General features: G+C 71.8%; 15 protein-coding genes. 9 read left to right on the forward strand and 6 right to left on the reverse strand.

The window, feature by feature from the left end; all coding sequences use genetic code 11:
• The first annotated feature begins 379 nt into the window (after positions 1 to 379).
• From K7C98_RS32175 to K7C98_RS32185, 3 genes are all read left to right on the forward strand, one after another.
• Entirely contained in the window at positions 380 to 1,207 is an 828-nt protein-coding gene (locus K7C98_RS32175; protein WP_224195650.1) for a HEAT repeat domain-containing protein, read from the forward strand.
• A 172-nt stretch (positions 1,208 to 1,379) separates the two neighbouring features.
• On the forward strand, positions 1,380 to 2,441 hold the full coding sequence (locus K7C98_RS32180; protein WP_224195651.1) for a DUF4215 domain-containing protein: 1,062 nt from the start codon (positions 1,380 to 1,382) through the stop codon (positions 2,439 to 2,441).
• A 313-nt stretch (positions 2,442 to 2,754) separates the two neighbouring features.
• Positions 2,755 to 3,357, forward strand: a complete 603-nt coding sequence (locus K7C98_RS32185; RefSeq protein ID WP_224195652.1) for a hypothetical protein — start codon at positions 2,755 to 2,757, stop codon at positions 3,355 to 3,357.
• A 63-nt stretch (positions 3,358 to 3,420) separates the two neighbouring features.
• Here K7C98_RS32185 and K7C98_RS32190 read toward each other — a convergent pair whose 3' ends face one another.
• Positions 3,421 to 4,185: an SDR family oxidoreductase gene (locus K7C98_RS32190; RefSeq protein WP_224195653.1), complete on the reverse strand. Its 765-nt coding sequence runs from the start codon at positions 4,183 to 4,185 to the stop codon at positions 3,421 to 3,423.
• A gap of 299 nt (positions 4,186 to 4,484) precedes the next feature.
• Here K7C98_RS32190 and catB point away from each other — a divergent pair, with 299 nt between their 5' ends.
• Positions 4,485 to 5,138, forward strand: coding sequence for a type B chloramphenicol O-acetyltransferase (catB, locus tag K7C98_RS32195; protein ID WP_224195654.1), 654 nt, complete (start codon positions 4,485 to 4,487; stop codon positions 5,136 to 5,138).
• A 139-nt stretch (positions 5,139 to 5,277) separates the two neighbouring features.
• Entirely contained in the window at positions 5,278 to 6,198 is a 921-nt protein-coding gene (locus K7C98_RS32200; protein WP_224195655.1) for a metal-dependent hydrolase, read from the forward strand.
• 26 nt (positions 6,199 to 6,224) lie between these two features.
• On the opposite strand, the gene K7C98_RS32205 is transcribed toward K7C98_RS32200, so the two are convergent.
• From K7C98_RS32205 to K7C98_RS32215, 3 genes are all read right to left on the reverse strand, one after another.
• Entirely contained in the window at positions 6,225 to 7,304 is a 1,080-nt protein-coding gene (locus tag K7C98_RS32205; RefSeq protein WP_224195656.1) for an STAS domain-containing protein, read from the reverse strand.
• A 356-nt stretch (positions 7,305 to 7,660) separates the two neighbouring features.
• On the reverse strand, positions 7,661 to 8,206 hold the full coding sequence (locus tag K7C98_RS32210) for a PadR family transcriptional regulator (RefSeq protein ID WP_224195657.1): 546 nt from the start codon (positions 8,204 to 8,206) through the stop codon (positions 7,661 to 7,663).
• 20 nt (positions 8,207 to 8,226) lie between these two features.
• The gene (locus K7C98_RS32215) at positions 8,227 to 10,029 is read right to left on the reverse strand and encodes a CocE/NonD family hydrolase (RefSeq protein WP_224195658.1); all 1,803 of its coding nucleotides are present in this window, start codon (positions 10,027 to 10,029) and stop codon (positions 8,227 to 8,229) included.
• 440 nt (positions 10,030 to 10,469) lie between these two features.
• On the opposite strand from K7C98_RS32215, the gene K7C98_RS32220 reads away from it, so the two are divergent.
• From K7C98_RS32220 to K7C98_RS32230, 3 genes are all read left to right on the forward strand, one after another.
• Positions 10,470 to 12,875, forward strand: coding sequence for an EF-hand domain-containing protein (locus K7C98_RS32220; RefSeq protein ID WP_224195659.1), 2,406 nt, complete (start codon positions 10,470 to 10,472; stop codon positions 12,873 to 12,875).
• A gap of 554 nt (positions 12,876 to 13,429) precedes the next feature.
• Entirely contained in the window at positions 13,430 to 13,957 is a 528-nt protein-coding gene (locus tag K7C98_RS32225; protein ID WP_224195660.1) for a hypothetical protein, read from the forward strand.
• A gap of 123 nt (positions 13,958 to 14,080) precedes the next feature.
• Positions 14,081 to 14,584 (forward strand): hypothetical protein, encoded by a 504-nt coding sequence (locus K7C98_RS32230; RefSeq protein WP_224195661.1) that lies wholly within the window; start codon positions 14,081 to 14,083, stop codon positions 14,582 to 14,584.
• A gap of 81 nt (positions 14,585 to 14,665) precedes the next feature.
• On the opposite strand, the gene K7C98_RS32235 is transcribed toward K7C98_RS32230, so the two are convergent.
• Together K7C98_RS32235 and K7C98_RS32240 are read right to left on the reverse strand one after the other, a co-directional pair.
• Positions 14,666 to 15,316 carry a TetR/AcrR family transcriptional regulator gene (locus tag K7C98_RS32235; protein WP_224195662.1) on the reverse strand — a complete coding sequence of 217 codons (651 nt, stop codon included), beginning with the start codon at positions 15,314 to 15,316 and terminating at the stop codon, positions 14,666 to 14,668.
• Positions 15,313 to 16,173 (reverse strand): SDR family NAD(P)-dependent oxidoreductase, encoded by an 861-nt coding sequence (locus tag K7C98_RS32240; RefSeq protein ID WP_224195663.1) that lies wholly within the window; start codon positions 16,171 to 16,173, stop codon positions 15,313 to 15,315. The genes K7C98_RS32235 and K7C98_RS32240 overlap by 4 nt, the downstream gene beginning before the upstream one ends.
• Before the next feature lie 80 nt (positions 16,174 to 16,253).
• Between K7C98_RS32240 and K7C98_RS32245 the strand changes: the two genes are divergently transcribed.
• Positions 16,254 to 16,594, forward strand: a 341-nt coding sequence (locus tag K7C98_RS32245; RefSeq protein WP_224195664.1) for an FAD-dependent oxidoreductase, incomplete at its 3' end; no start/stop codon positions are given.

Consider the following 16,594-nt stretch of genomic DNA (forward strand, 5'->3'; position numbering starts at 1 on the left):
CGCGAGGATCCGGCGGAGCTGCGCGAGCGGCGACCGTCGCAAGCGCGGTCACCTGGTCGATCGCACACCGCGCCGCCTTCGCGCTGCGCCTGCCGCGGGACGGGCCAGGGCTCGCCGCCAGCATGCTTGAAAGGAAATGTTTCATGGGGCAGGTGATAAGAGGCATGTCCGATGAGACATGTGAGAGCGGGCCGTAGCCAGGCGGTCGCTCGCGTCGAGGCGCCAGGTCGCCGCGGGGCATGCAGCCGCCGGGATGCTCGCTGCCCGAGCGCGGCCTGCACGACCTGGGAGCGGCACGAGGATCTTCTCGTGCTCGCCGGTGTCGAGGTGTTGCTGCGCGGTTGACAGTCGCCCGCGCCCCGGGCGAAAAGCTCGCGCGATGGCCAGGCAAGATCCTGCGGTCCTCGCCCTGTTGCCTCTGTTCAAGGATCGGTCGCCGCAGGGGTTGGCCCGTCTGCTCGCCAGCGTCACCGACCTCGGCAGCGATGGTCTGCCGGCCCTGCGCCGGGCCGCTCGCGGCAGCAAGCAGCGGGCGCACAGGCGCGTCGACGTGCTGCTCGCGCTCGGCGACAGCGACCCCGGCGGCCTGCCCGATCGCGAGGTCCGCGAGCTCCTGGGCGTGCGCGACGACACGCGAGGCTGGCTGGTGCAGGGCATGAAGTCGCGGCCGCGGTTCATCCCCGACCTCCGCGCGATCGCCCGCGACCGCGACGACCCCGACTGGGCGTGGGCCGTCGACGCGCTCGGCGAGCTGCGTGACCGCGACGGCGTCGAGGTCCTCATGGCGCACGCGGCAGGTCAGCACACGCCCTTCGTCCTGCTCGACGCGCTGCGCAAGATCGCCGATCCGATCGCCGCCCTGGTGTTCGAGCCCAACCTGACGCACCCCGAGGCGCGCACGCGGGTGTTCGCGCTGTGGGGCCTCGCGGCTCTCGGTCACGCGACGCCGATCGCCGGCCTCGTCGCGCTGCTCGACGACCCCGAGGTGCGGACCCCGACGTCGTACGAGCCGGGCGAAGCGCGCCGCGCCGCCCAGGCTCTCTGCGACGTGCTCGGCTGGCCGTTCGAATGGAACGCGGAGGCCGTGCAGGCGACCCGCGAGCGAGTCCGGGCCCGGTTCACCGAGGCGTACCTCGCGGCCTGCGCCGAGGCGCTGGCACGGGGGGCGTTCGACCTGCCGCCCGACCACGACGCGCAGCTCGCTTGAACTGCGAGAGAGCGATCGTCGCGGTGAGGCATGGCGGAAGGAGCGGGGTTCGTGACACCCGCCCGGCTGCTCGCGCTCGCAGTCGTCCGCCGCGCTCGCGGCGCGACGGGGAGAACCCGAGGGCGTTCGAGGCTTGGCGGACCGCGGGCCGGTCGGCACTCTCGGGTTCCGCATGCGCACGCTGGTCCTCTCGCTCTCCCTCGTCGCGGCCGCTTGCGACACCGCCGACAGCGCCGCGACGGACGGACCTGCGGACACGGGGGTCGGCGGGGCGACCGGGACCGGCGAGCCCGCGACCACGACCGACGCGCCGGCACCGACGAGCGAACCGACGAGCGAGCCGACCGGCGAGCCGGACGCGGTCTGCGGCGACGGGGTGGTGCAGTCGTCGGAGATCTGCGACTTCGGGGCGGGCAACGCCGACGACGGCCCCTGCACCCTCGCGTGCCAGTTCGCCCGCTGCGGCGACGGCCTGGTGTACGCCGGCGTCGAGGTGTGCGACGACGCCAACCTCATCGACTCCGACGATTGCCCCAACGACTGCCTCCCGGGCGGCTGCGGCAACGGCTTCCTCGACCCCGGCGAGGCCTGCGACGACGGCAACGACAACGACGAGGACGACTGCCTGAGCACCTGCGAGGCGGCCCGCTGCGGCGACGGCTTCGTGCACGCGGGCGTCGAGGTGTGCGACGACGGCGACGACAGCGACGACGACCTGTGCACGACCGCGTGCGTGCCACCGAGCTGCTCCGACGGGGTCGCCAACGGGTACGAGCCGGACGTCGACTGCGGCGGACCACACTGCGCCGCCTGCTCGCTCGGGGAGAATTGCTTCGGCAACCAGGACTGCGACCAGTCGGTGTGCAAGCAGCAGCAGTGCGTGCCGCCGCTGCCGCTGGTGCCGCTCGACTGCGCGCCGGCCTCGGTCAGCGCGGCGCAGGCCTGGCAGGCCGTCAAGGGGTCGTGCAACTGTCACGGCAACGGGGTGGGCACGAGCCTCATCTTCAAGGACGGCGACAGCTTCCGCGACAGCATGGTCGGCGTGCCGTCGACGATGGCGGCGATCGACATCGTCACCGCCGGCGACGTCGATCGCAGCTACCTGCTGTTCAAGCTGCTCAATCAGCAGACCAATGTCGTCGGCGGCGGCGGCAACCCGATGCCGATCGGGAAGGTGCTCACCGACGCGCAGCTGTGCACGGTGATCGAATGGGTCCGCAGCGGGGCGAATTGACGGGCGCCGCGTGACGAGCGTGGCGACTGCCAGGCGTCGGCGCTCGTCGGCGCGCGCTCGGCCGTGTGGGAACGCGCGAGAGCTCGGCTCCGCCGGCGAGGCGATGCCGCCCTAAACTCGTGCGACCCATGTCGAGCCCTGTCGAGGCGATCGAGGCCCGGCTCCTCGCCGACCCGGACGACGCCGGCGCGTGCGCGTGCGCTGGGCACCCCTGAGCATGGCGATGCGGGACTGCGTGTGGCGCAACGGCTTCGTCGTCGCAACCACGATGCATATCGCGGGGCGGGGCGACGCTCGCATGCTCGCCCGGACGATGGCCGATCCTCGGTCGCGCCTGCTGGGCAGCCTCCGCCTGGAGTTCGCCGCAGGCGTGCCGTCGCGCGCCCTCGACTGGCTCGCTCAGGCCGACCTCGGCCGGCTGCGCTCGCTCCGGGCCGGTTACTGCGAGCGAGGCAACCGCGTCGCGCGCGTGCTCGAGGTGTACCGCCGCGCGCGGCACTGGGCGATGCGGCGGATCTTCGCCGCCCCGGTCGTGATGCTCGGCAAGGAGCTGTTCCTCGACCCGGACCGCTTCGTCGTCGAGGGCGACAAGATCCACGTGCTGTCGCGCGAGTCGCTCGGCCCGCTGCACTTCGCCGGCGCGGTGTTCTTCGAGCCGGCCGACTTCGTGGGCGTCGACGTGACGCTGGACGCGCTGCAGCCCCTGGTGCCGCCGATGTCCTTCCACGAGACGGACGAGACGCTGCATCTGTGCTGCGATCTGTTCCGCAACTCGTGGATGGTCAGCCATAGCCGCGAAGAGGTCCCGGTGCCGCGCGTGCTCGACGGCACCGACGTCGACCCGGAGGCCACGCCCTGGCTCCACGCCGCGTCGCTCGACCTGGCCCGGCTGCGCGCCGAGGCGGGCGAGGAATAGCGGCCACCGCCGTTCATGCTGCCCGAGGAGACATGCTCGAAGAGCTATGTCGCATCGAACAGCTCACAAGCCGCCGGTGACCTTGACCACGGCGCCCGAGACGTAGGACGCGTGGTCGGACAGCAGCCACAGGATCGCCTCGGCGACCTCGTCGGCGCCGGCCACCCGGCGCAGGGGGGCGATCCGGGCGACCATCGCCGGGCGGTCGGGGTTGCCGGAGCGGGCGTGGATCTCGGTGTCGGTCGTGCCCGGCTGGACGGCGTTGACGCGGATCCCGAGCGGGCCGACCTCGCGGGCGACGCCGATCGTGAAGGTCTCGAGCGCCGCCTTCGACGCGGCGTAATGGACGTACTCGCCCGGGCTGCCGGTGACGGCGGCGATCGACGAGACGTTGACGATGACGCCGCCGCGCCCGCCTCGCTCGGTCGACATGCGCCGGATCGCCTGCTGCGTGCAGAAGATCGCGCCGGCGACGTTGACCGCGAGCACGCTGTGGACCGTCGCGGCCGCGACGTCCTCGACCCGCGCCGGCGCGCCGATGATCCCGGCGTTGTTGACCAGATGGGTGATCGCCCCGAGGTCGCGCTCGCAGGCGACGAAGAGGCGCTCGACGTCGGCCGGCGAGGCGACGTCGGCCTTCACCGCGATCGCGTCGGCGCCACAGGCCCGGCAGTCGGCGACCACCTCGCGGGCGCGGGCGTCGTCGGCGGCGTAGTTGATGCAGACGCGATAGCCCGCGCGGGCGGCGAGCCGCGCGGTGGCGGCCCCGATGCCCCGGCCGGCGCCGGTGATCAGGACGGTTCGCGGTGAAGCGCTCGTCTCGTGCATGCTGCAGCTCCCTGCGTTCGTCGTGACGAGTATATCCGGGAGCAAGCGGGAGCCCCAGGGGTTCCGTGGTCAGGAGCTCTTGACCCCGCTGTCCTCGCGCACGAGGCCCTCGCCGAGGGCCCGGACGGCCGCGACGACGCGGGGATCCAGCGCAGGTGCCCGGCTCGCTCGCGCCAGGGGGGGCCGGATGCGGCTGCCCGCGAGACGATGCAGTGCTCGGCGTCGGGGAGCCACGGGGCTTTCGTGCCCGGGCGGCGCGATCTGGAGTAGGATTCGCCGGGCAACCCGAAAGCTCTGCCATGAACTTCTTCGAGAGCCCCTTCAAGGGCAAGCTGCTGTCTGAGCAGATCAAGAACCCCAACATCGTCGCCGGCCGCTACAGCTATTACTCCGGCTATTACCACGGCCATTCGTTCGACGACTGCGCCCTCTATTTGATGCCGGACCGCACCGACGTCGACAAGCTGATCATCGGCAGCTTCTGCTCGATCGGCACCGGCGTTGCGTTCATCATGGCGGGCAATCAGGGCCACCGCCACGACTGGGTCTCGAGCTTCCCGTTCTTCTACATGCCCGAGGTGCCGGCGTTCGCGGGCGCGCGTGACGCTTTCCAGAAGGCCGGCGACACGGTGGTCGGCAACGACGTGTGGATCGGCGCCGAGGCGATGTTCATGCCTGGCGTGCGGATCGGCCACGGCGCCGTCATCGGAAGCCGCGCGCTCGTCACCCGCGACGTCGAGCCCTACACCATCGTCGGCGGGAACCCTGCCAGGCCGATCCGCAAGCGCTTCTCGGAGCCCGAGATCGCCACGCTGCTGGAGATGGCGTGGTGGGATTGGCCGCTGGAGCAGATCCACGAGGCGATGCCGCTGCTGTGCTCGAGCGACATTTCGGGGCTCTACCGCATGTGGCGGGAGGCCGGCGCGAACGCCGGCGCGAGTGGCGAAGGCTGAGGCGTGCCCGCTCCCCGGCACGCGCCGCCGGGGCGAGCGAGACCGGACCTCGGCGACGTGCCGGTGTCGCCGCCGGCCCCCGGGGCGGCGACGAGGGGCACCCTTCTAACGACGCCCGTCGTGCCACATCATGGCAGCCATGACGGCGCTGCAGGTGCGGAGGGTGCAGTTCGACTTCGACGGGGACGTGCCCTTCCTGTGGCAGCCGGAGAAGCCGGCGTTCTCGCTGATGACGAACATGATCAGCATCATCGCCATCGCCTTTGAAAAATACATCGTGCAGGCGATCCGCCAGGCGATGCCTCTGATCACGGAGCCGTCCGTGGCCGCCGAGGCGGACGCGTTCCTGCGCCAGGAGGCCCAGCACGCGCGGGTCCACCGGCAGCACTTGAAGGCGCTGAGCAGGACGTATCCGGGCCTGCAAGAGACGGTGGAGCGGGCGATCGGCTGCTTCGACGAGCTGTTGGCGACCAGGTCGCTGAATTATCACCTCGCCTACATCGCCGATCTCGAGGCTTCGTTCACCCCGACGTTCAAGCTGCTGCTCGACCACGAGGAGCAGCTGTTCCGCCCGGGCGACGAGCGGGTCGCGTCGATGTTCCTGTGGCACTTCGTCGAGGAGGTCGAGCACCGCAGCTCGGCGCTGATCGTCTACCGGGCGATCGGCGGCGGCGAGGCGTACCGCCTGGCGGTGCTGCCGTCGGTGGCCCTGCACATGGGGCGTGTGCTGCAAGTGATCGTCGAGGGCTTCAACGCCCACGTGCCGCTCGAGGTGCGCAAGATCGACGCGCGCGTGCTCCTGCCGACCTTCCGGGCCCGACACTTTCTCCGCTCGCTGCTGTCGTTGTTCCGCGGGGGCAGCGACGGCTCGCTCCCCGACGGCCTCGCGGGCGTATCAGGGCCGGCGCGGCGGGCGGCGTCGTGGCGGATCTTGAGGTCGCAGCTGCCCAATCATGATCCCGAGCACCAGCCGCTGCCTGCCTTCGCCGCGCAGTGGCTCGAGCGGTACGAACGCGGGGAGGACGTCGTGCGCTGGTACTCGTCCGAGCTGGCGCGCTGAGCTCGTCGTCCGGCGCGCCTTCGAGGTCATCGCCCCGGCGCTGCGCGCCCGGGCTTGCGCGTCTGGTCGATGCAATACGTCAGGCCGTCGCGCAGGGTGGCGAGCACCGTGAGCCTGGACAGTTCGACGCCGATCGAGACCATGGTCTGGGCGATCGCGGGGCGAATGCCGGTGATGATGCAGCGCGCGCCCAGCATCTCGGCCGCGAGCACCAGCCGCAGCAGGTGCTCGGCGGTCGAGGTGTCGATGAGCTCGACGCCCGTCAGGTCGATGATCGTGTATCCGGCCTTCTTCTGGAGGATCGCCTCGAGCAGGCGGCCCATCATGTCGGCGGCGCGCTGGCTGTCGATGACGCCGACCAGGGGCAGGGTGAGCACGCCGTCCCAGACCTCGATGATCGGGGTCGCCAGGGCGCGGATGGCGTCCTCCTGGCGGGCGATCAGGTCGAGCTTCTCCAGCAGCCGCTGCTCGGCCTCGACGCGCTCCTCGACCTCCTTGCGCACGCGCTCGAGCGCGACCGCGAGGTCGGCCCGGGTCGCGTCGTCGGTGGCGAGCATGCGCTCGAGCCGGTCCTCCAGGCTGGCGTTCGACGGCGTGATCACGAATTCGTCGTACTCGTCGCCGTTGGTGACGAACGCGACCTGCTCGGCCCAGCACTGCGCGACCCCGAAGTGGCGCTGGAAGATGCCGGCGAACTTGCCGCCGAGGTAGCTCGAGCCCCAGCTGACGTCCAGCACCTTCTGGATGTTCGCCTCCCAGTGGTGGTGGACGCGCACGACGGCCCGCTGGGCCTGATCATCGAGCGAGACGAGCTCCCAGCGGCCCCACCCGAAGGTCGCGGCGACGTGGACGAGCGCGGCGAAGCCCTGCTCGAACGTCGGGAACTGCGAGATGTAGGCCCAGTCGTCGGCGACGCCGTCGCGGCCGCCGCCGTGCAGCGCGAGGCGGAAGCGGTCGGTGCCCACCATGCGCTGCAGGCCGGAGATCAGGCCGGCGAGGGTGCTCTCGGTCCAGATGAAGATCGCCGGGTGACCACCCATTCGGATGTTGCCACGCTCGGTGTCGTACTCGAATTCCAGGCCCCCCAGAGTCGCGCGCTCGATCATGTGGTGGGCACGAATGAACCACGTTCTGGCCGCAGGCACCACGAAGAACTTCGCTCGCGGGCTCCTGCCGCGGCGCGCGCTCCGCATCGTCGCGCCAATGAGATTGCCTGCGATCGATGACGAGCCCGCACGCCGCTGCGAGAGATATCGGCGCGAGCGGGGCCGCGCGGCGAGCTGTGGGACAGCGTCGGGAGCGGGCGAACGTGAGGCCAGTTTGAACATCGGAGTCATTCCCCGCACGCCGATCGGGCTGTGCCCCGCAGGCACAGGCAGGCGCCGACGATGCGCGCTCGTCGATCGATGCGCGTGCAATCATCCGACGACGAATACGCGGCCCGTCCGGAGCCGGCCGGGGCTCACGCGCCGGGTTCGCCGGGCAGGTGAGACAGGGTCGCGAGCGCCTCGTCGGCCCAGGCGAGCACCGCGCGCGAGACGTGTTCGCCGAACGAGAGCGTCAGGCCCATGTAGGGATCGACGCCGCCCTCGGCCGCGGTGGTCTCGCGGATCTTGGCGTAGGCCGCGAGGTGCCCGGCGGCCTCGTCGCGGGCCGCCGTCACCAGCGCGCGGCAGGCCGCGGCGCCGAGGACGCGGCCGAAGAACAGGCGCAGGAGCAGCCCGTTGCGCGGCGGGGCGGTCTGGATCGGCTGCGAGAGCAGGGCTTGCAGCCGCTGCCGCCCCGCGGGCGTCAGCGTGAACACCGAGCTGCCGGAGCGAGCCCCGGGCTGGCGCGCGACGAAGCCCTGCTCCTCGAGGCTCGTGAGCGCGGGGTAGATCTGCCCGAAGCTCTCGTTCCAGAAGTGGCCCAGCACGTCCCGGATCGCCTCGCGCAGCGCGTAGCCCGACATCGGCTCGACGCTCAGCGCCCCGAGCACCGCCATGTGGGTCTGCTCCTGTCGACTCACGCTTCGCACTTCTAGACCAGTCACGGAGCGCCGTCGACGGGCAGCTCGAGGGTCGACCCCGCCGGGCCGCGCAGCACCGTGAACGTCGCGCCGTGAGGGGTGATCGGCGCGAAGGTGTCGGCGTCCCCGCCGGCGAGCGAGAGGCGGATCCGGTGCCCGGCCGCGATGCGCGCAGAGGTCGGCAGCAGCGGGATGACGAGCTCCACGAGCTCGCCCGGCGCGTAGTCGCGGGCGTCCGCGCGACGGTAGGTGCGGCCGGTGACGCGCTCGCGGCCGGGCCCCGGATCGCCGGTGGCGCGGTGCAGGAGGCGGAGCTGGCCCTCGGTGACGTACCGCGTCGCGCCGTGGTCGTCGACGTCCTCGAGGTAGACGAACACGGCGGCGTCGGCCGCCGAGGCGCGGAGCTGAAGACGGACGACCGGCGTGCCAGTGATGCGGGTGTCGGCGTCCAATGGCTCGGTCGTCCACGACAGCAGGCCCGGCGCGGCGGCGCGGTCGGGGTAGCGGACCGGCGCGCCCTGGAGCGCCCCGAGCCAGCGGTTCTCGCGGCCGGTGGTCGCCGAGCCGTCGACGACGAGCGTGTCCTCGCCGGCGTCGGCGAGGCCGTCGCGCAGCGAGCCGCCGGCGGCGAGGGCGAGGAGCCGCGGCGTCACCGAGGGCGGCGGCCAGGTGGTGGTGGTGCGCCAGGTGCCCTCGCCCAGGGTGACGTAGCGGAGCTCACGCGCGGGCGCCGGCGCGCCGCCGAGCTGCTCGCCGAGGAACTGCAGCGCCTGCACGTACTGGGTCGCGATCGCCGGATCGGCCGCCGGCAGCGGGTCGCGCAGCGGGTCGGAGTCGAAGATGCCGCCGTGGGAGTAGGCGCCGATCTCGACGACCATCGGGCCGTCGTGGCTGGCCCACGCGTCGAGGGCCCCGGCCGCGGTGCCTCCGTCCATCCAGCTGGCGGTGAGCAGGGTCGGGACGGCCGCGCCCTCGGCCGCCCAGCGGTACGGCGCGATGGCGTCGAAGCTCTCGCCGCCCGTCGCCAGTGGGTCGTCCTTGAACGTGATCCGGGTGAGCGCGGCGGCGAGGTCGAGGTTGCCGGCGTGCCCGGCCACAGCCGCGGCGAGGTCGTCGGGGACGACCGGGCGCGGCCCGGCGATCATCGCCTGTCTCTCGGGACAGGTGCGTCCCTCGAAGGTAGCGAGCGCGCAGGCGTCGTTGCGGTCGAGCGCCGCGGTGTAGGCGCTCCACTGATTCATGAACCCGATGTTGGCGATCCCGCCCGGGAAGGCGAGGTGGGCGAAGGGATCGTGATCGTGGAACCGGGTGACGACGGCCTTCACGGCCGGGTGCCCGCTGGCCGCGATCAGGGCGGCGGTGTTGCCCTCGTAGCTGACCCCGAGTCCGACGACCTGTCCGTTCGACCAGGGCTGGTCGACGATCCAGTCGAGCACCGCCACCCCGTCGGCCCGCTCGTCCGCGTTCCACGGCCCGGCGGAGACCCCGAAGGACGCCCCGGTGCCGCGCGCGTCGACGGCGACGACCGCGAGCCCCTGCGAGACGTACAGGTTCGCCAGCATCTCCTCCTGATCGGCCGCTCCGGCGTCGCCGAGGTACTCTGTGGCGCGCCAGTAGCGGGTCAGCCGCAGCATGGTCGGCACCGGCGCCGTGGTGTCTGCGGGCAGCCACACGTCGGCGGCCAGGCGCGTGCCGTCAGCCGCGGTGACGTAGATCGAGCGCCGGCCCGGCCCCAGCGGGGTCGGCTCGGACGCTCCGCCCTCGCACGCGGCGAGGCAAGCAACAGCCAGGAGGTTCCACGAGCAGAAGGAGCGCAGGGACATCGGTTTCGCCATGATTTCGTGTGTATCTCCAAGATATATCTTGGAGATACTATCTGCAAGATATATTTGAAAATGGCGATTTCGCGCAGACTTCTCGTCGCCGGGGCGCGAATCCGCCCTCTCGACCCGGGGGTTGTCCGGCATCCGAATCGGCCTCGCCCACGATCTCGGGGACGAGCCGCGCCGTCGGCTCGACCTGGCCGAAGAGTCAGGCACTGGGTTCGCCGTGAGCCTCGCGGCGCGCGTCTCGATCGCCGTGTTCGAGAGGCGACGGCGTCACGGTCGCTGTCGCAGCCGTCGCGCCCGGTCGAGTCTCCGCGGGAAATGGCAGGAGGAGGCGAAGCGGCCCTGATGCGCGGATCGCGAGCGGCCGCTCGTGCCCGCACGCGTCGTTTTTTGCTGCGGACGGAATGCGCGCCGTTCTAAAGTCGCGGACGACGATGACCACCTCGGCCGACGGTCCATTCGCAGCGGAGCTCACCCTCGACAAGCGCGATGTCGACAGGCTCTGGGAGTCCTTCCGGATCTTCGACACCGACGGCAGCGGCACGATCTCGGCCGACGAGCTGGGGGCGGTGATGCGATCGCTGGGGCAGGACCCCACCGAGTCGCAGCTGCGCGGGCTGATCGAGGAGGTCGACGGCGACGGTTCGGGCCACATCGATTTCGGCGAGTTCACGACCTTGATGCTGGCCCGCTACGGCGATCGCCGGAGCCGGCTCGAGCTCGCGTTCGCCGTGTTCGACCGCGACGGCAGCGGCCGGATCACCGCCGAGGAGATGGGCGGGGTCATGAGCCAGGTCGGGCTGACCGCGCGCGAGCTCGACGAGATGATCAAGGAGGTCGACGTCGACGGCGACGGCTCGATCGGCTTCGCCGAGTTCTGTCAGCTGGCGCAGGCCGTGCCGACGCGGCCTTCGGGGGCGCTCGAGACCGCGGCGCCGCTCGGCAGCGCGGCCGCGAACGCGGCGGCGATCGCCGGCGCGGTCGATGCCCGCGAACGGGCCGAGGCCGCGCCGGAGGCTGCGCCCGCGGCGGACGAGCCGCAGGCCACCGTGGAGGTCGAGATCGCCCGCCTGCGCGAGCAGAACGCCCGCGACTCGCAGGCGGGCAAGGTCCGCGGGACGTCGGTCCTGCAGCTCCAGATCGGCCTGTTTCGCCTGATCCAGGGCGCGGCGTACCGCTGCTTCCGCGAGAGCTTCTCCGCCAACCACGAGACGCACCTGCGCGTGCGCAACCTGCCGTACCGGATCACCGAGTTCGTGCCGTTCGTGCGCACGGCGATGGGCCTGTACAAGGCGCTCGGGGTGGTCGAGGAGGTATGCCACCCGACGCTCGACGCGGTCGTCGAGTCGCTCGAGGCCGAGTACGCGCGGCTGCAGGAGCGCATCGCCAACTGGCAGACCGTCCCGAAGACCGCGGAGATGCTGGCCGAGCACCAGGCGATGGTCGAGGCGCGCAGCCGGTCGGAGAACACGCGCGAGAAGTTCGCGGCGGGCGTCGAGTTCGCCATCAGCATGCGCAAGCAGCGGCTCGGCCTCGGCGATGTCGTCGAGGGCGTGCTGGCCCTGGGCGAGCTGAGGCGCCTGCGCGCCGAGGAATTGGCGCAGGAGTCGGCGCCGCAGCGGGCGCAGCCGGCCGGCGACCCGAAGACCTACCTCGACCGGTGGCACCGGGTCATCCTCGACAACGCGCTGGAGACGGTCGACGGCGCGATGATGCCGGTCCGCTACTGGTACGAGGACTTCATGCCGAAGCTCCTCAGCGCGTTCTCGGTCAGCAACGCCAGCCACGTCGCCACCTGCGAGGGGCCGACCGACGTCGTGATGGACGGGTGGTTCAAATGGATGCACGACGCCGGCGAGTTCGCGTATTACGGCAAGGAGCTGGTGGCGGCGTTCCCCGGCTGCAGCCCGCCGGAGAAGCTGCGCCTCCTGCAGAGCTGGTGGCTGTCGCGCCATTACCTGAACGGGGTGCAGAAGCGGCGCGAGCGGGCGGAGTTCGGGCGCGACTCGGGCAGCATCTCGCAGTACGTGAGCTTCGTCGACGTGTACGTCGGCCGCAACGACGTGCGGGACGCGCAGATGCGCGTCAGCTTCCCGTACTTCATCGGTCCGCCGGTGTGGCGCTTCCTCCACACGGTGGCGGAGATCGTGTGTGACAAGCCGGCCGGGGAGCAGCAGCGTCTGGTCCCCGTGTTCAAGCAGTTCTTCAAGCTGTTCGCCACCATGTACCCGTGCCCGTACTGCCGGCACCACCTCAACGCCTACGTGGTGCAGAACCGCGAGGTCGACATGTACCCGGTGGAGTACCTGCTGCTCGGGCACGACCTCGAGGCGACCAGCTTCAACATGTCCATCGACGACAAGCTGGGGGCCGTGTCCGACGGGCCGTCGCTGCGGCTGTTCCTGTGGAAGCTCCACAACACCGTGTCGTCCTCGATCGCCCGCTCCGAGGAGTGGTACCACCGCGACGACGCCGCCTTCTACACCACGCGCTACTGGCCGAGCCTCGCGTCCGAGCTCGCCCGCGCCCGGGCGTTCAATCAATCGAGCATCCCAGTCGAGCGCGTCGAGAGCAACTTCCGCATGATGGGGCCCGTCGGCAAGCTCGCGGGCGTGCGGCTCGAGCTGCACCGGCTGCTCGCGCGAGGTGACGCCGCGAGCGCGCTGCAGGCCAAGAAGATCGCGCAGGACTACATCCGCGAGCTCGAGTCCCGCGTGATCGCCGAGCGCTTCCTGCAGGACAATTATCATTTCGATCCGGACCTGGGCGATCCGCTGACCGTCGGCTTCTCCGAGGAGGAGGAGCGGCTCGGGCGGAGCGGGCTCTACACCGAGGATTGACGGCGCGCCGCGGGACGGGCGAGTCGGTTGACCGGCTCGCCCGGGCGTGCTGATGTGGCGCCGATGCGGGCCGCACGGACGGGAGTGCTGGTGAGCGCGGCGCTGGCCGTCCTCGAGAGCGAGGCGCAGGCGTGCTCGTGCGGGCAGTCGATCGTCGGCGCCGGGCGCTTCTACGTCGGCGCCGGGGGGCCTGCTCCCGCCCGATGCCCCTGGGTTCCCGTGGGCAGGTCCGGAGTCGCTCGCCGGCGCGAAGGACCGGGTGAAGGTGGTGCGCGTCGAGGGCGAGCGCAGGCTGCCGGTGAAGCACACGATCCGGGATATGGGCGGTATCGACGTCATCGTGCCGGCGAAGAAGTTCGAGCCGGGCCAGGTGTACGAGGTGACGGTCCGCGAGAGCGCCGCGGCCAGCGAGTCGCGCAAGCACGTGCGGGACCCGGGCTCGCTGCCGCCGGCGGAGCTGACGACGAGGGTGACGATCGCCGCGGCGCCGCTGCGGCTGACCCGGGCGACCTTGCACGCGGGGCCGCAGACGCAGGACGTCGTGGCGGCCGGCGGTGATCCGCGGGTCCTGTCAGGAGGAGTTCGGCGCGGCCAGGGTGCCGCTCCGGGTCGAGCTCCCGCCGGAGGTCGAACCGCTGCGCGACTACCTGGTCTATGGGACACGTATCGACGGCCACACGTGGGACGCGCGATCCAGCCTGTGTGAGGAGATCGATCCCGGGCGCTCGTGGGCCGGAGAGGCCGGCACGGACCTGGTGTTCGCGGTGTGCGACCGCAGCGAGCTCCGCGAGCGGTACCCGCTGCCGGGCCCGCACAGGGTCGAGATGCTGGTCGGCACGGTGGACCAGAGCCAGTTGATCACGACGCCGGCGCTCGTGGTCGAGTTCACGTGCGCGCCGCCCGGGGCCCCGCTCCCGCAGCCGGTCGAGGAGCCGCCTGCGTCGGTCGAGCCGCCGAAGCCGCCGGAGCCGCCGGAGCTCCGGAGCCGCGGGTGCACCCTCGGCGAGCCCGGGTTCGCATGGGTCCTGGGCGCCGTGGGGTGGGCGCGGCGGCGCCGGCGCGGCGGCGAGCCCGCGCGGTAGACATGGCCGAAAGGACATTCGCGGCACGCCGGTGCGAGCGCCAGGCGCGAGCGCGGCAGCTCCTCACCGGGAGCGCGACGGGCTTGACGCGGCCGGCGGTCGCTCGGCACGCTGGGAGCGACCGTGGCCCGCTCCTCCTCTGATGATTCGATCCGCATGTACCTGGTGCTGCTGGGCGCGATCGCACCGGCGATCGTCGCCTGGCGCGTGGCCGACACGATCGACTGGGCCCCGTGGTTCGTGCTCCTGGTCGCGGGCGTGGTGGTCGCGGCGCTCGTGTGGCGCACGCGGCCGATGGCCCGGGCGCGGGCGGCGGGCTTCTGGTTCGTGGCGATCGCGCCGCCGCTGTGGGTGCTGGCGGCCGGGCTGCTGGCCAACGCGTTCCTCGGCGGCGGGCCGCTCGAGCGTCACCCCTCCGAGGTGCTGCGCGAGGCGAGGGCGCGCAAGGGCGCGGACGCGCTGGTGTTCCGCGACTTCCGTTCGGGCGGCGACGAGCTCAAGATCTCGCGCCTGAACCCGCACCTGGTCGGTCTCGCCGTCGGCGATCGCGTGGTCCTCGTCGTTCGCCCGGGCCTGTTCGGCTGGCCGCGCGTGGCCGGGATCGAGAAGGTCGCCGCGGCGGAGTAGCCGGGCGCGCGACTGCCATCAATGTCCCAATAGACATGCTCGAAGAGACAGATGTTTGGGCGCGTCAGGTCCGTCGCGGCGTCAGTTCGGCGTCGGCGGCGAGCCGCCGTAGATCGCCGCGAGCCAGATCGCCAGCAGCACGTCGACGACGTGCGCCTCGTCGATCGTCGGCGCGTGACCGGCGAAGCCGGCGTGGAGGACCCGCTCGTTCATCCAGTTCAGCGCGACCGCGAGGTCGCGCGCCGGGACGCCGGGGCGAGCGGCGCCGCGAGCTCGCTCGCCCTCGATCGCGGCGGCGGTCTCCTCGACGAGGTTCGTCATCACCTGCGACCACAGCGCGCGGACCTCGGGGTTGGTCACGCGCGCGTCCGCGGCGGCGACGCTGACCGCCCGGTGGGCGCGGAAGATCCGGTAGTACGTCTCGATCGCGGCTCGCCACGCCCGGGCTGGATCGCCCGCCGCGCTGGCGAGCGCCGCGTCGCGCTCCGCTCGCGCCTGCTCGACCATCCGATCGAGCAGCGACAGCAGCACCGCGTCCTTCGAGGGGAAGTAGAAATAGAACGTCGGCCGCGAGATGCCGGCGCCGCGGGCGATGTCGTCGATCGAGATCTCGGGCAACGCGCGGCGCTCGAGCAATTCCTCGAAGCTGGCGAGGATCGCCTGTTCGCGGTCGTCGCCGCTGGTGCGGCGGGTCCGGCGGGCGCGCGACGGGCGGTCCTTGCCGTCGCTCATCGCCGGCCCCGCGCCGCGGCCGTCAGCCGGCGTCCGAGGGCGACGGCCGCGCGCTGGTAGGCGACGGGGAACGCGCGGACGAGGAGGTCGACCGCGCGCGCGTCGTTGCCGACGAGCACGCGGGCCTGGTCGCGCGCGACGCCGGCGAGGATCGTCTCGGCCGCGAGGTCGGGGCTGAGCTTCAGCAACTTCTCGTTGTACATCCGCTCGCGGGCCTCGTCCTCGGCGGTCACCGGCAGCCCGGAGGCCCGGGCCCGCGCGAGCGCGGCGCTGGCGATGTTGGTCTTCACGCCGCCAGGATGCACGACGGTGACGCGGACCGGCAACCCGGCCGCGAGCATCTCGATCCGCAGCGACTCCGTGAAGCCGCGGACCGCGAACTTCGCGGTGCAGTAGTGGCTCATCTGGCCCTGCGCCATGAAGCCGTTGAGGCTCGAGATGTTGACGACGTGGCCGTCGCCCGACGCGATCAGGTGCGGCAGGAAGGCCAGCGTCCCGTGGATGACCCCGCGTAGGTTGACCGCGAGCACCCGCTCGTAGTCCTCGTACGTCGATTCGATCACCGACCGCGAGAACGCGATGCCGGCGTTGTTGTAGATCTGGTGGACGACGCCGAAGCGCGCGGCGACGGCGGTCGCGTACGCCTTCACCGCGTCGCCGTCGCTGACGTCGAGCCGCGCCGCATCGACCTCGGCCGCGAGCAGGCGCGCCACCCGGGCCGTCTCCGCCACAGCGGCCTCGTCGACGTCCGACAGCGCGAGGCGGGCGCCCCGGCGCGCCAGCGCCAGCGCCAGCGCGCGCCCGATCCCCGACCCCGCCCCGGTCACCGCCGCGACTTTCCCCGTAAACGTGCTCATGGCCGCATTCTGGACCGATCTGCAGCGCCAGTCAACACGGTGTTGACAGACTCGACATGGTGTCGAAGAATGCTCGAGCCATGACGGTCGAACATCTCGACGTGCTGATCATCGGCGCTGGCCTGTCCGGCGTCGGCGCCGCCTACCACTTGCAGCACGGGTGCCCGGGCAAGCGCTTCGCGTTGCTCGAGGCGCGGGCCGACCTCGGCGGCACCTGGGATCTGTTCCGTTACCCGGGGGTGCGCTCCGACTCGGACATGCACACGCTCGGGTACAGCTTTCGCCCGTGGACCGAGGCGCGGGCGATCGCCGACGGCCCGTCGATCTTGCGCTACCTGCGGGACACCGCGGCCGCGTACGGCATCGACCGCAAGATCCGCTTCCATCACCGCGTCGTCACGGCCCGCTATTCGTCGGCCGA

It is taken from the genome of Nannocystis pusilla (assembly GCF_020073745.1).
GTDB lineage: Bacteria > Myxococcota_A > Polyangia > Nannocystales > Nannocystaceae > Nannocystis > Nannocystis radixulma.